This window comes from Pseudomonas sp. B5(2017) (genome assembly GCF_002112825.1).
In the GTDB taxonomy this organism is placed as follows: domain Bacteria; phylum Pseudomonadota; class Gammaproteobacteria; order Pseudomonadales; family Pseudomonadaceae; genus Aquipseudomonas; species Aquipseudomonas putida_Z.
The window spans coordinates 370,865-385,704 of the sequence record NZ_NEIR01000001.1 but is presented as its reverse complement, the minus strand read 5'-3'; the positions used below and the strand labels follow the sequence as shown (position 1 = coordinate 385,704).

Annotated in this window: 10 protein-coding genes; 3 read left to right on the top strand and 7 right to left on the bottom strand. The window is 65.1% G+C overall.

All coding sequences use genetic code 11. The features are described 5' to 3' along the window. Positions 1-164: 164 nt before the first annotated feature. The 5 genes from CAG00_RS01770 to CAG00_RS01750 form a co-directional block, all read right to left on the bottom strand. Positions 165-428 carry a DUF3077 domain-containing protein gene (locus CAG00_RS01770; RefSeq protein WP_085663304.1) on the bottom strand — a complete coding sequence of 88 codons (264 nt, stop codon included), beginning with the start codon at positions 426-428 and terminating at the stop codon, positions 165-167. 558 nt (positions 429-986) lie between these two features. Next, a complete protein-coding gene (locus CAG00_RS01765; protein WP_085663303.1) occupies positions 987-3,872 on the bottom strand; it encodes an HD domain-containing phosphohydrolase in 2,886 nt (961 codons plus the stop codon). Between the two features lie 268 nt (positions 3,873-4,140). Further along, positions 4,141-5,634, bottom strand: a complete 1,494-nt coding sequence (locus CAG00_RS01760; RefSeq protein WP_085663302.1) for an aldehyde dehydrogenase — start codon at positions 5,632-5,634, stop codon at positions 4,141-4,143. Between the two features lie 189 nt (positions 5,635-5,823). Then, a complete protein-coding gene (locus tag CAG00_RS01755) occupies positions 5,824-7,206 on the bottom strand; it encodes an aspartate aminotransferase family protein (protein WP_025338659.1) in 1,383 nt (460 codons plus the stop codon). 42 nt (positions 7,207-7,248) lie between these two features. Continuing rightward, positions 7,249-8,091, bottom strand: a complete 843-nt coding sequence (locus CAG00_RS01750) for a helix-turn-helix transcriptional regulator (protein WP_075044859.1) — start codon at positions 8,089-8,091, stop codon at positions 7,249-7,251. A 281-nt stretch (positions 8,092-8,372) separates the two neighbouring features. Between CAG00_RS01750 and CAG00_RS01745 the strand changes: the two genes are divergently transcribed. The 3 genes from CAG00_RS01745 to CAG00_RS01730 all read left to right on the top strand — a co-directional run bounded on the left by CAG00_RS01745 (position 8,373) and on the right by CAG00_RS01730 (position 13,193). Then, the gene (locus tag CAG00_RS01745) at positions 8,373-9,752 is read left to right on the top strand and encodes an APC family permease (RefSeq protein ID WP_085663301.1); all 1,380 of its coding nucleotides are present in this window, start codon (positions 8,373-8,375) and stop codon (positions 9,750-9,752) included. Between the two features lie 262 nt (positions 9,753-10,014). Then, complete coding sequence (locus CAG00_RS01735; protein WP_085663299.1) at positions 10,015-11,595, top strand: aldehyde dehydrogenase (NADP(+)); 1,581 nt, start codon at positions 10,015-10,017, stop codon at positions 11,593-11,595. A gap of 224 nt (positions 11,596-11,819) precedes the next feature. Then, positions 11,820-13,193 carry an 8-oxoguanine deaminase gene (locus tag CAG00_RS01730; RefSeq protein WP_085663298.1) on the top strand — a complete coding sequence of 458 codons (1,374 nt, stop codon included), beginning with the start codon at positions 11,820-11,822 and terminating at the stop codon, positions 13,191-13,193. A gap of 60 nt (positions 13,194-13,253) precedes the next feature. Here the strand turns inward: CAG00_RS01730 and CAG00_RS01725 are convergent, their stop codons facing one another. Together CAG00_RS01725 and CAG00_RS01720 are read right to left on the bottom strand one after the other, a co-directional pair. Further along, positions 13,254-13,745 (bottom strand): GNAT family N-acetyltransferase, encoded by a 492-nt coding sequence (locus CAG00_RS01725; protein WP_013972094.1) that lies wholly within the window; start codon positions 13,743-13,745, stop codon positions 13,254-13,256. A gap of 343 nt (positions 13,746-14,088) precedes the next feature. Next, positions 14,089-14,817 carry a transporter substrate-binding domain-containing protein gene (locus CAG00_RS01720; RefSeq protein ID WP_085663297.1) on the bottom strand — a complete coding sequence of 243 codons (729 nt, stop codon included), beginning with the start codon at positions 14,815-14,817 and terminating at the stop codon, positions 14,089-14,091. Between the last annotated feature and the right edge of the window lie 23 nt (positions 14,818-14,840).

Genomic DNA, 14,840 nt, shown 5'->3' with positions numbered 1-14,840 from the left:
TCCTCATGGACGGCGCGATTCCTGTAGGAGCGGCCTTGTGTCGCGAAAGGGGTGCGAAGCGCCCCCAACGATCTGTGCATCACCGCAAAAACGCCGGGGCCGCTTTGCGGCCCTTTCGCGACACAAGGCCGCTCCTACAGGAAACCGCGCCTGCCTGCGATACCTCAGTGCGTCATGCCCAGCTCGGCATCATCCATCAGCGCCTTGGCCATCGCGCTCAGGTAATGGGCGGCCCAGATCATCATCGGTTTCTCATCCATCAGGCCGGTAATGGTCAGTTCGCGGACATAGCCCATCAACTCCGAGGACTGCTCGCGGGCATCGCGGCAGGGGATGCCGGGCTCGATGCGGAACAGTGGATGGGTGCCGTTTTCACCTTGGTAGAAGGTGGTCTTGCCGACGGTGAATTGGGTGTCTTCTGTGGTCATTATTCAATCCCCCTGAAATATCTCGAGTGCCTGAGCCGGCCCTTTCGCGGGTAAACCCGCTCCCACAGGTACTGTGCAAGTCTTGAAGTCTGTGGTGATCCTGTGGGAGCGGGTTCACCCGCGAAGAGGCCAGCCTTGGCGACAAATCAATAAAGCCTTAATGCAAAGTGCTGCGCCCATCGGGCATCTGCATCTGGATCAAGGTGTCTTCCAAGGAATGGGGGGATGTGGGGTGGATCGGGGACAACTTTCAGCATGAATCAACTCCTTGATGGAGCTACCACACACCTGCTGTCAAACGGGAGGGCGGCAACTGCACGTAGGTTGACAGACCGGCGGAGTTGATCAGTTACCGGCGCACGCGAACGTGCCCTACGCACAGCTGCCATTGAAACCTCAGCCATGCGATCAACCCGAAGCGGCCTGTCAAAGCCGATCGCTGATGTGCAGCGACCCGCTGAGACTAGAGCGCTGCCAAAGCAGCCGCAACGGGAAACAGGCGGCGTGAGTATCTTTGGGAAATGGCCTACAAGGAAGGGGTTAAATCTGATTTTTCGTTCAAGCCGGGCAACGCATCTGCCCCAGCCAGTACGCCACATCCACCTCGTCAATCTGCTCGGCACGCAGGAACCGCTCGGCATACTGGCGGTACACCCCGCTGCTGAGGAACAGCTCCAGCAGCTGGCCGTCGATGTGCCCGCCACGGGCCATGCCCACCAGGATCTTCACCGACTCGGACACGGTCTTCGGCGCCTTGTAGGGCCGGTCGGCCGCGGTCAGCGCCTCGAAGATGTCGGCAATCGCCATCACCCGCTCGGCAATGCCCAGGTCCTGCTCGCCCAGCCGGCGCGGGTAGCCGCTGCCGTCCATTTTCTCGTGGTGGTTGCCGGCGATGTCCGGCACCCGCTTGAGCTGGCGGGGGAACGGCAAGGAACTGAGCATGATGATGGTCTGCACGATGTGTTCGTTGATCTTGAAGCGTTCCTCATCATTCAGCGTGCCGCGGCGGATCGCCAGGTTGTACAACTCGCCATGATTGCTGGCGTAGGCCGGCAAGCGCATGTCGAAGCCCCAGCGGTTGCGCGGGTCGCCCTTGGCCACCGGGGGCTTGCGCGGGCCCCAGGGCACGCAATGCTCAGGGCGGTCGGCCAGCAGTGGTTCGTCAACCGGTAGCGCAGGCGCAGGCACATCGGCAAAGCGCTCCACCTCATCACGGGAGATGCCCAGGCGGTTGTCGAAATGGCGCTGCCAGCGGCGCTGGCCAATCTGCTGCAGGCGCTCGATGTCGGCGTCCTGCATGAACTCGCCGCCGATGTTGGCCTGGGCGACGAAGGCGAAGTCGTCCTGCAGCTGCGCCTGGCTGCGCGCCAGGGTGGCTTGCAGCGCCTGCTGGTCGCCACCGCTGGCCAGGCCTTGCCAATAGGCCAGCTCGGCATCCCGCCAGAGCACCTCGAAACGCATGCGTACCTCGTGGATACGGTTGTACAAGGTTTCCAGCTTGGTCGCCTTGTCCACCACATACTCGGGGCTGGTGACCTTGCCGCAGTCGTGCAGCCAGGCCGCCACGTGGAATTCGTAGCGTTCAGCCGCGGTCATGCTGAAGCTGGCGTACGGGCCGGTTTCGGCCGCCACCGCCTGGTCCAGCAGCATCTGCGCCAGTTGTGGCACCCGCTCGCAATGGCCGCCGGTATAGGGGCTCTTGGCATCGATGGCATCGGCCAGCAGCTTGATCATGGCATCCAGCAGGCGTTGCTGGGCTTCGACCAGCTGACGCGTCTCGATGGCCACCGCCACCACCCCGGACAGTTCGGCAACAAAGCTGCGGAACGGCTGGCCTGTCTGCTCGTGTACAGACCCATCGCCCAGTTGCAGGACCAGGATGCCCAGCAACGCCTGGCTACGGTCATTCAACACCAAGGCCATGCTGCCCTCATGCAGGCCGAGGGCCTGGGTCACCGCCGTGGCCAGGTGCTGCTGGGCAGTCTCATCCACGGCCAGCTCGCCAGGGTACTGCTCGCCACGGCAGGCCGCGGCCAGGCGCAGCAAGGCATGTTCGGCATCGAACAGGTACACCACGCCGGCATTGACCCCGGCGGCTTCCACCAGATGGGTCAACACACCGTCGAGCATGCGCTCCAGGTCGCGCTCGCGGCTGAGCGTGAGGGTAATCGCCTGGAAGCTGCGGATGGTGCCGGACATGCGGCTGAGCACGCGGCTCAGTTCACGCACCTCGGACACCCGCGAGCGCACCCCGACTTCGCGGCTGAAATCAAAACCCGCCACGCCTTGCAGCTGTTCGGCCAGCAACCGCAACGGGCGGCCGATGCGCCGGCCGAGCACACCACCGAGCACCAGCAGCACGGTTATCAGGGCGGCGGTCCAGAGCAACTGTTCGAGCAGTACCTTGCGCGCACCGGCCAGCAACTCATGGCCTGGCACGGCAATCAGCACCTGCAGGTCCTGCCCGGCCAGGTTGGTCAGTGGCACACGCATGCCATACCAGGTCTGGCCGTCCACCTGATAAGGCTGCGGGCGGGTGCCTTGCGGCAGGTCGGCGTAAAGGTGCTCCAGGCTGGGGATGCCCAGTTCGCCGATGCGCGACAGGCGCACGGCCTGCCCTTCGTGCACGATTACCCGCTGCAAGTCCGGGTAGGCCACCACGCTGCCCTGATCGTCGACCACGACGATCTCGGTGCCGGGGGTCATGCGCAGGCCTTGGGTCTCGCTGGCCAGGTCATCGACCGAAACGTCCATGCCGATAACCGCCCCGCCGTCGACGCTGCGCTGGGCCATGGTCAGGCCGATCTCGCGGGTGGTGTAGAACACATAGGGGTGGGTCAGCACGGTGGTGGGTTGGGCGCTGGCTTCGACAAACCACGGGCGCGTGCGCGGGTCGTAGCGGTATTCGGGCTTGGCCTGGGCCTGCAGCAGGTTCAGCGCGTGGTCGTAGAAGCGCCATTCACCCTGCACCGCCCCGCCCTCACGGCTGACACTCTGCACCAGGAACACAGTGCCCGGCGGCGCGGCGAAACGCTGCAGCAACTGCGGGTCGCGCAAGCGGCGCACCAGCAGGAACTCACCACTGGGGTAACCCATGTAGGCAGCACTGAGCATGCGGTTGGCGTCCAGCGTCTCGACCAGTTGCGGCAAGCGTTCCAGGCGCTGCGCCGGGGTTTGCGCGGCCGGGTTGTGGGCGAGCAGGCGGATACTGCTGTGCACCGGGTCGATCAGGCGCCGGGCGCGCTCGTCGATGGTCTTGCCAATTTGCTGGGCAGAATCACCCGCTGCGGCCACCAAGGTCTGGCGAATGCCGTGATAGCCCTGCCAGGCCAGGGCGGCGCCGAGCAGCAACATGCCCAGCACGATGGCGAGTGCCACCAGCCACTGCAGTGAAATGCCACGTCCGGCGTTGCCAGCAGCACGACCATTCGACACGCAGCCCATCTCAGGTACTCCATGTATGGCACATTGCCTTGGCTGATACCCGCAGCAGTGTAGAGGGCGGACGGGCTTTTTGCCGGGCTAGAGAAGAAATTTAGTCTTGCATGGCCTCTCTAGCCAGCACCGGCCCTTGTAGGAGCGGCCTTGTGTCGCGACAGGGCTGCAAAGCAGCCCCGGCAATTTGTGCATCCGTGCTGAAACCCTGGGGCTGCTTTGCAGCCCTGTCGCGACACAAGGCCGCTCCTACAGGTCCTGGGTATGCCTTCAGGGATCAGGCGCGCAACTGGTACCAGGTGGTCTTGAGCTGCGAATACTTGTCGAACGAGTGCAGCGACAGGTCGCGGCCAAACCCGGACTGCCTGCCGCCGCCGAACGGCACCGTCACGTCCAGCGCATCGACCGTGTTCACCGACACGGTGCCGGCCTTCAAAGCCCGCGCCACGCGGTGCACCTGGTTGAAGTCATCGCTCCACACCGACGCCGCCAGCCCATAGATGCTGTCGTTGGCCAGGCGCACGGCCTGCTCTTCACTGTCGAAGGCACTGACCGCCAGCACCGGCCCGAATACCTCTTCCCGCGCCAGGCTCATACGGCCATCGACACCGGCAAAAATGGTCGGCTCGATGTAATTGTCCGAGCCGTCGATAGTCAGGCGCCGGCCACCACACACCAACCGCGCCCCGTCCTGCCCGGCACGGGCGATGGCGGTTTCGATCCGGCCGGTCTGCCCGGCATCCACAATGGCACCGGCACGGCTCGCCGGGTCCAGCGGGTTGCCTGGCAGCCACTGACGGGCCTTGGCCTGCAGGCGCTCGATGAACTCGTCATGGATGGAGCGCTGCACGTACAGCCGCGAGTTGGCCGAGCACACCTCACCCTGGTTGAAGAAGATACCGAATGCCGCCTTTTCCGCAGCCAGGTCCAGGTCCTGGCAGTTTTCGAACACCAGGTTGGGGCTCTTGCCGCCGCACTCCAGCCATACCTGCTTGAGGTTGGACTGTGCCGAGTACTGCATGAAGTACTTGCCCACCTGGGTGGAGCCGGTGAACACCAGGCAATCCACGTCCGGGTGCAGGCCCAGCGCCTGCCCGGCCTGCTCGCCCAGGCCCGGCACCACGTTCAGCACGCCTTCCGGCACACCGGCCTGCAGCGCCAGCTGGGCCAGGCGCAGGGCCGAGAATGGTGATTGCTCGGCGGGCTTGAGCACCACGCTGTTACCGGCAGCCAGCGCCGGGGCGAGCTTCCAGGCGGCCATGTCGAGCGGGAAGTTCCACGGCACCACGGCGGCGACCACGCCGAGGGCTTCGCGGGTGATGGTGGCCAGCGCGTTGGGCGCGGTGGGTGCCACCTGGTCGTACAGCTTGTCCAGCGCCTCGCCGTACCAGGCAAACACCTGCGCCGAGCCCGGCACGTCAATGTTGTAGGCGTCCATGACTGGCTTGCCCATGTTCAGCGAGTCGAGCAGGGCCAGTTCTTCGCGATGGGCCATGATCAGCTCGGCCAGGCGCAGCAGCACTTTCTTGCGCTCGCCCGGGGCCATGCGCGGCCATGGGCCTTGTTCGAAAGCCCTGCGGGCGCTGGCGACGGCCAGGTCGACCTCGGCCTGGCCGCAGGCGGTGACCTGGGCCAGCACCTTGTTGGTAGCGGGGTTGACGGCAGCTAAGGTGGCGCCGTCCTGTGCGCTGACGGGCTTGCCGTCGATCAGTGCATTGGCCGGGAGGTAGAGGTCCGAGGCACGTTGTTGCCAGAATTCGAGGGTGTACATTTGTACTCCAGGCGACCGTCGTGGCGGTCTCTGTTGCTCGTAAGGTGCAGTGTCGATACAGCCCCGGGGGAGCGGGTTCATCGAGGCGTCGAACCGCCGCGAACACCGGCGAAGCCGGTGCCATGCACCGCGTCGCATTCTTCGCGGGTGAACCCGCTCCCACAGGGGCTGCGGAGCGCTCGCAGGTTTTTAGAGCTTGCCGACCAGGCGCGCCGTGCGGTCCACGGCAATGCGGGTCTTCTCCACCAGCTCATCCAGCTCGCTGTGGTTGGCGATCAGCGCCGGCGCCATGATCATCCGGCCCAGGGTGGAGCGAATGATCACCCCTTCCTCGAAACCGAAGGTGCGGCACTGCCAGGCCAGGTCATTCTCGTTGGCGAAGCGCTTGCGCGTCGGCTTGTGCTCGGCGAACTGCAGCGCCGCCACCAACCCGGCGCCCTGCACCTGGCCGATCAACGGGTGGTCGGCAAACACCTCGCGCAGGATGCGTTGCAGGTACGGCCCGGTGTCGTCCTTCACCTGGCGCACGATGCCTTCGTCACGCAGCGCCTTCAAGTTGGCGATGGCCACCGCCGCCGCCACCGGGTGGCCGGAATAGGTCAGGCCGTGGGCGAACACCCCGCCCCGCTCCACCAGCGCCTCGGCAATGCGCTTGCTCAGCACCAGGCCGCCCATGGGCACGTAGCCGCTGGTCAGGCCCTTGGCGATCGACAGGGTGTCGGGCTCGAAGCCGAAGTACTCGTGGGCGAACCATTCGCCAGTGCGGCCAAAGCCGCCGATCACTTCATCGGCGCACAGCAGCACGTCGTACTGGCGGCAGATGCGCTGGATCTCGGGCCAGTAGCTTTCCGGCGGGAAGATCATGCCGCCCGCGCCCTGGAACGGCTCGGCGATAAAGCCGGCGACGTTCTCGGCACCCAGTTCAAGGATCTTCTCCTCCAGCTGCAGGGCGCAGCGGCGGCCGAACTCGGCCGGGGTCAGCTCGCCGCCCTCGGCGTACCAGTACGGTTCGTCGATGTGCGCCACATCCGGAATCAACCCGCCCATTTCGTGCATGAACTTCATGCCACCCAGCGCCGTGGCGGCCAGGGTCGAGCCGTGGTAACCGTTCCAGCGGCCGATCATGATCTTCTTGTTCGGCTGCCCGACCACCTGCCAGTAGCGGCGCACGGTACGGATCAGCACCTCGTTGGCCTCGGAGCCGGAGTTGGTGTAGATCGCGTGGCTGTAGTGCCCCGGCAACAGGCTGAACAGCAGCTCGGACAGTTCGATCACCGCCGGGTGGGTGGTGTGGAAGAACATGTTGTAGTAGGCCAGCTGGTCCATCTGCGTGGCTGCGGCGGCAGTCAGGTCGCGGCGGCCGTAGCCGAGCTGGGTGCACCACAGGCCGGACATGCCGTCCAGGTAGCGCTTGCCCTCGCTGTCCCACAGGTGCAGGCGTTCGCCACCGACGATCACTCGCGGCCCTTCGGCGTTCAGCGCCTTCTGGTCGAGGAAGGCATGGATGTGGTGCGCGGCATCGGCTGCCTGGTAGTCACGGGTCTGGCGTTGCGGGGCGAAAGGCGCATTCATTGTTGGTTTTCCTTTGCGGTGGGGTTGCAGGGTGGCTTGCGCTCAGCGCAGCTTGCCCATGTAGCTTTCCAGCGGGTCCTTGCCCAGCACGCCCTGGGCATTGGCCAGCGCGTCGATGAACAGGGAGAACAGCTCGGACTGGGTACCGATGTCGAGCTTGGCGTAGACGTTCTTGCGGTGTGACTTGATGGTGTCCTCCGACACTCCCAGGCGCTCGGCCAGCGACTTGGTCGAGTGGCCCCGCAGGATCAGCTGGGCGATACGGCACTCACGCTCGGTCAGCAGCGAGCTGCCGAAGTTGTTCAGCGCCGCGTGGATGCGCTGCTCGAGGATGTTCTCGAAGCGCCCGGTGCGGCTGTCCAGCCCGGCGAAGTGCTTGCCGAGCACCGCCAGTACCCAGGGCGTGATACGCGCGAACAGCGCACGGGTTTGCCCATCGAGCTTGTCGGTGAACGCCAGCGATACCGCCAGGCTCTGCCCGGGCGCGACCTGCAGGATGTAGTTGAGCTCATCCTCCAGGTGCGAGTGCCGGTAGAACGACTGGTAGTACTCGCTGACCTCGAAGTGGTCGGGCGCCACTTCGAACAGGCCGTAGCAACCGGACTCGACCTGCTCCACGCAGGCCCCGTAGAACGGGTCGAGCAGATAGAAGCCGGACAGGTAGCGGCTGACATTGCCCTCGGGCTGCCAGGGCGCCTTGTCGTCCTGCTCGAACAGCGCGCAGGGCATGCCGTCGTGCGGGTACAGGTACACCGTGGTCGCCTGGATCGGCCGAATCACGCCAAGCGCAGCAAACAGGGTGGCGGCAAAGCCCGGTCGGCCGATCGCCTCGGTGACCTTGGCCAGGTGCTCGAACCACTGTTGCGAAAGCAATTGATCAGTCACTTTGGGCCTGCCGTCTCAAGTAAAGGCACCGCCGCCAGTGCGGTGCGTCGTTGGCCAGATACTCCCATGGCACTGCAAACACCGAAATCACCCTTTGGGGTGAGCAGGCAAAGCCCCCTGCCGGCTCACCCCAAAGGGTGATTCCGGGTACCGGCGGGGTGTGGGAGCATCAACCCGCCCCAGCGCTGCGAGCCACCCGCTCGACCTCCTTGCACAACACCCACCGGTATCGAGCCCGCTCGCATACCGCGGCGTCCTGCATCCCTTTCCAGGAGTTAGCAATGCATACAACAACAAGTACAGCCCATAGCCCTGCACATAGCCCGTCGCAACCCAACGCCAGCAACGGCCGTTTCCGCAAGTCCATGGGGCTGCCCGCCCTGGTGCTGTTCGGCCTGGCCTACATGGTCCCCCTTGCAGTATTCACCACCTACGGGCTGGTCACCCAGATGACCAAGGGCCACCTGCCCACCGCCTACCTGCTGACCCTCGCCGCCATGCTGCTGACCGCCTACAGCTACGGCCGCATGGTCCAGGCCCACCCCTACTCCGGCTCGGTCTACACCTACACCCGCAAGGCCTTCGGCAGCCACATCGGCTTCATCGCCGGCTGGACCCTGCTGCTCGACTACATCTTCCTGCCGCTGCTCAGCTACCTGCTGATCGGCATCTACATGTCGGAGTACTTCCCGGCCATCCACGCCTGGGTGTGGGTGGCGGGCTCCATTGCCCTGGTCACCTTCCTCAACCTGATCGGCATCGAGTCGATCACCCGGGTGAACTGGATCCTGGTGGTGGTGCAACTGGTGTTCATCGTCGTGTTCGTCGCCCTGTCCATCCACAACCTCGGCGGGCAGGCGCAGCCGGTGTCGCTGCTGGCGCCGTTCCACCACGAAGGCTTCAGCGTGCCGTTGATCATGACCGGCGCCGCCGTGCTGTGCCTGTCGTTCCTGGGCTTCGATGCGGTCTCGACCATGGCCGAGGAAACCAGCAACCCCACCTACCGCATTCCCGTGGCGATCCTCGCCGTGTCGCTGATCGGCGGCATGTTGTTCCTGGTGGTGTCGTACTGCGCACAGATGGTGTTCCCTGACTGGGGCAGCTTCGCCGACCCGGACTCGGCGTCGGTGGACGTGATGCGCCGGGTCGGCGGCGAACTGCTGGTGACCGCCTTCACCGCCACCTACGTGGCCGGCTGCTTCGCCTCGGCCATGGTGTCCCAGGCCAGCGTGTCGCGGGTACTGTTCGCCATGGGCCGCGACGGTGCGTTGCCCCGTGCGTTCGGCCAGCTGGTGACGAAAAAGCGCGTGCCGGCCACGGCCATCCTGCTGGTCAGCCTGCTGTCGCTGATTGCCTTGGTGATCAGCCTCGACACGGTGGCCAACATGATCAGCTTTGGCGCGCTGTTCGCCTTCTCGGCGGTGAACCTGGCCGTGGTCAAGCACTACCTGATCGACCACAAGCTGCGTGGTGGCCGCAACTACCTGCTGTATGGCGCCATTCCCGGCCTGGGCTTCCTCAGCACGCTGTGGCTGTGGAGCAGCCTGACCAGCCTGTCGTTCACCATCGGTTTGTGCTGGATGGGCATGGGCCTGGTGGTGCTGCTGGGGCTTACCCGGGCGTTCCGGGTGAAGCTGCCGGAGTTGCAGATGGCCGAGTGACCCACGCGCTTTCAAGCATTTGCGCGGTCCCTGTGGGAGCGGGTTTACCCGCGAATACCGGCGAAGTCGGTGCCATACACCGAGTCGCCTGCTTCGCGGGTGAACCCGCTCCCACAGGGGGCCGTGCATACGATGGAAACTTTTGGAGAAGGCCGTTGTGATAACAATCTGTTATCACCTGATCCGCATTAATCATTATTCAGCACGCATTTCGCCCCCTACAGTCCCAGCCCAACGACTGTCATTGCCAACGGGAAACGAAATGTCCATCGAACATCGCCTGAACCACATCGCCGGCCAGCTCAGCGGCAACGGTGACGTGCTGCTGAACAGCGTCGACGCCCACACCGGCGAGCCACTGCCATACGCCTTCCACCAGGCGACCAGCGACGAAGTCGAAGCCGCCGTGCTGGCCGCCGAGGCTGCCTACCCGGCCTACCGCAGCACCAGCCCGGCACAGCGCGCCGCCTTCCTCGACGCCATCGCCAACGAACTGGACGCACTGGGCGATGACTTCGTCCAGCATGTGATGCGCGAAACCGCGCTGCCCGAGGCACGCATCCGCGGTGAACGCGCCCGCACCAGCAACCAGCTGCGCCTGTTTGCAGATGTGGTGCGCCGTGGCGACTTCCTCGGTGCGCGCATCGACCGTGCGCTGCCCGAGCGCACCCCGCTGCCACGCCCGGACCTGCGCCAGTACCGCATCGGCGTCGGCCCGGTGGCTGTATTCGGTGCCAGCAACTTCCCGCTGGCCTTCTCCACCGCCGGCGGTGATACCGCCTCGGCGCTGGCGGCCGGCTGCCCGGTGGTGTTCAAGGCCCACAGCGGGCACATGCTGACCGCTGCCCACGTGGCCGCGGCCATTGACCGCGCGGTGGCCGGCTGCGGCATGCCTGCAGGCGTGTTCAACATGATCTATGGCGCCGGCGTGGGTGAAGCACTGGTCAAGCACCCGGCCATCCAGGCGGTCGGCTTCACCGGGTCGCTGCGTGGTGGCCGCGCCCTGTGCGACATGGCGGCTGCGCGCCCGCAGCCGATCCCGGTGTTCGCCGAAATGAGCAGCATCAACCCGGTAATTGTCCTGCCCCAGGCCCTGCAGGCCCGTGGCGAGCAGGTAGCCGGCGAACTGGCCGCCTCGGTAGTGCTGGGTTGCGGGCAGTTCTGCACCAACCCGGGCCTGGTGGTGGGCATCAAGTCGCCGCAGTTCGAACGCTTCGTGCACACGCTGGTGGCGCGCATGGCCGACCAGGCGCCGCAGACCATGCTCAACGCCGGCACCCTGCGCAGCTACCAGAGCGGTGTGCAGCACCTGCTGGCGCACCCTGGCATCCAGCACCTGGCCGGGCAGCCACAAGCCGGCACCCAGGCCCAGCCACAGCTGTTCAAGGCGGACGTGAGCCTGCTGCTGGACAGCGACCCGCTGCTGCAGGAAGAAGTGTTCGGCCCGACCACCGTGGTGGTGGAAGTGGCCGATGCCCAGCAACTGGCCGAAGCGCTGCGCCACCTGCAAGGCCAGCTGACTGCCACGCTGATTGCCGAACCGGACGACCTGCGTGCCTTTGCCACGCTGGTGCCGCTGCTGGAGCGCAAGGCCGGGCGCCTGCTGCTGAACGGCTACCCGACCGGCGTAGAGGTATCGGACGCGATGGTGCATGGCGGGCCATACCCGGCCACCTCCGATGCCCGAGGCACTTCGGTCGGCACCTTGGCCATCGACCGCTTCCTGCGCCCGGTGTGCTTCCAGAACTACCCGGATGCACTGCTGCCGGATGCGCTGAAAAGTGCCAACCCGCTGGGGATTGCGCGGTTGGTGGATGGGGTAGCCAGCCGTGGCGCGGTTTGATCTGACATTGAGGTAGCCTGTACTGGCCTCTTCGCGGGTAAACCCGCTCCCACAGGTACTACACAGCTCATGAATTCTGTGCAGTACCTGTGGGAGCGGGTTTACCCGCGAAGAGGCCGGCACAGGATTACCAGCCCTGTATACAATCCGCAAAAACCTTGCTTACAATGCCATGCGCCTATGACATCGGTAATCGCCGATGCGTATTGCGACAGGCTTAAGCCATGTCATCTACAAATGCTCCAAGAACGCTACTGGTCAAAAACGCCGAACTCCTGGTCACCATGGACGGCGAACGCCGCGAGATCAGGAACGGCGGAATGTTCATCGAAGGCAACCTGATCCGCCAGGTCGGCCCCAGCGATACCCTGCCACAGCACGCCGATGTGGTGCTGGACATGGCCGGCAAGGTGGTCATCCCTGGCCTGGTCAACACCCACCATCACATGTACCAGAGCCTCACCCGCGTGGTGCCTGCAGCCCAGGACGGCGAGCTGTTCAACTGGTTGACCAACCTCTACCCGATCTGGGCACGCCTGACCCCCGAGATGATCGCGGTGTCGACCCAGACCGCCATGGCCGAACTGATCCTGTCCGGCTGCACCACCTCCAGCGACCACCTGTACATCTACCCCAACGGCTGCAAGCTCGACGACAGCATCCATGCCGCCGACGAGATCGGCATGCGCTTCCATGCCGCGCGCGGCAGCATGAGCGTGGGCCGCAGCCAGGGCGGCCTGCCGCCTGATTCGGTGGTGGAGAAGGAAGCCGACATCCTCACGGAATCCCAGCGCCTGATCGAGGACTATCACGACGCCAGCCACGGCTCGATGCGCCGCATCGTGGTGGCGCCCTGCTCGCCGTTCTCGGTCAGCCGCGACCTGATGCGCGAAGCCGCCGTGCTGGCACGCCAGTACGGGGTGTCGTTGCACACACACCTGGCCGAGAACGTCAACGACATCGCCTACAGCCGCGAGAAGTTCGGCATGACCCCCGCCGAATATGCCGAAGACCTCGGCTGGGTCGGCCACGACGTGTGGCACGCCCACTGTGTGCAACTCGACCAGCATGGCATCGAGCTGTTCGCCCGCACCGGCACGGGTGTCGCCCACTGCCCATGCTCGAACATGCGCCTGGCCTCGGGCATCGCCCCGGTGCGCAAGATGCGCGACCACGGGGTGCCGGTGGGCCTGGGGGTCGACGGTTCGGCATCCAACGACGGCGCCAGCATGATCGGTGAAGTGCGCCAGGCCCTGCTGCTGCAACGGGTGGGCTTCGGCCCCGACGCGATGACTGCACGCGAGGCGCTGGAAATTGCAACGCTCGGCGGTGCCAAGGTGCTCAACCGCAACGACATCGGCGCCCTGGCCCCAGGCATGGTGGCCGACTTCGTCGCCTTCGACCTCGGCCACGTGGCCTATGCCGGTGGCCACCACGACCCGCTGGCGGCGCTGGTGTTCTGCACCCCGACCCAGGTGCACACCAGTGTCATCAATGGCCGTGTGGTGGTGAAGGATGGCCAGCTGGCCACGGTCGACCTGCCACGGGTGCTGGAGCGCCACAACCAGTTGGCACGCCAGCTGGTCAGCGGCGAATAAGCAGCCATTCGGGGCCGCCTTGGCGGCCCTTCGCCGGCAACGCTGCCGTGTCTTGCGAAATCAGAGGACCATGAGCATCTCATGCCAGGCCATGCCGCCGTGGTCCGACGGCGACGGTTTCACGTACTGATACCCCAGCTTCTGGTACAACGCCACATGCTGTTCCTTGCACATCAGGTGAATGGTCAGCTTGCCCGCCGCCTTCATGCGAGCGATGAATTCATCCATCAACTGCTTGGCGTAGCCTTTGCCCTGGTGCGCCGGGTCCACCACCACCGACATGATCACCACGTTTGGCGCCGCCGGGTCATGCCCGACCAGCTCCTTGAATGCCTCGTCGGACATCACCACTTCGTGGGCACAGCCGCTGTTGATGAAACCAACGATCTCGCCCGCGTTTTCCAGCACCAGGAAGCCCTGCGGATACTGCGCGATGCGGGTGCGGATCTTCTCCAGCGTGGCCGCCTCATCGCCTTCATAGGCACCGATTTCGATGGCGTAGCAGCGTTCGGCGTCGGCGGCTGTGGGGGTGCGGAACTGAGGGGCGCTCATGGATGGATTCCTTGGTAATGGCTAAAAACAGCCGCCATGGTAAATGAGCGCCGCAGCCACAGGTACAGCTTGTACCCGAAACCTGCGCAGTAACCGAACACATCCACCGCGCCGCCTGCTTCGCGGGCATGCCCGCTCCCACAGGTACGGCGCAGGCTTCGGGATCACGCTGTACCTGTGGAAGCGGCTTCAGCCGCGAACACCGGCAAAGCCGGTGCCATCCACCGCGTCGCCTGCTTCGCGGGCATGCCCGCTCCCACAGGTTACGGCGCAGGCTTCGGGATCACGCTGTACCTGTGGGAGCGGCCTTGTGTCGCGATGGGGCGCAAAGCGCCCCCCAAACTCAACGCGGTGCGCTGACGTCCGTTTGCCCGGTAGCCAGCAAGGCCCCACGAACAAAACCACTGCGCAACTGCCGTTCGACAAAGTCCCGCACATAGGCTGCAGCCTGCTCGCGCCCACGCGGCACGGCCATGGCTTGGCGAATGGCGGTGAACGCGCCGTCCAGCACCCGATACCGCAAGTCGGCATCGGCCACTTTCTGCAACGGCTGACGCACACCGGCCGCGGCATCCAGGCCTTGCTCGATGAACAGGTCAACGGCGCCAGCCGAGGTATCGGCACGTACCAACTCGGCGTGTTCGAGGGTGCGGCTCAGGTACAGGTCATAGGCAGCCCCCTTGCCCACGGCCAGGCGCAAGCCGGCACGGTCCAGTTGCTCGACCTGTTGGAACGGCGCATCGCGGTTTACCAGGTACGTGCCTTCGATCAGTACATAGGGTTCGCTGAAGGCTATCTGTGCTTCGCGCACCGGCTCGATGGCGAGGAAGGCCAGATTCCAGGTCCCCTCCTCCAGCGCCGCGAAAACTTTGCCGGCGGCGTCGAAGGTATGCATTTGCAGGGTAACGCCAAGCTCTTCGGCCAAAGCCTTGGCAAGAGCGACCGATACGCCCTGCGGTTCACCGTCCGGGCCACGCTGTGCGAGGACCGGATTGCCGAGATTGATGGCAACCGGGAGGATGCCGTTGGGGGCAAGTTGATTGAGCACTGCTTGCGCGATGGTGGCAGGCATCGGGTTCTCCATGAATTTTTCTG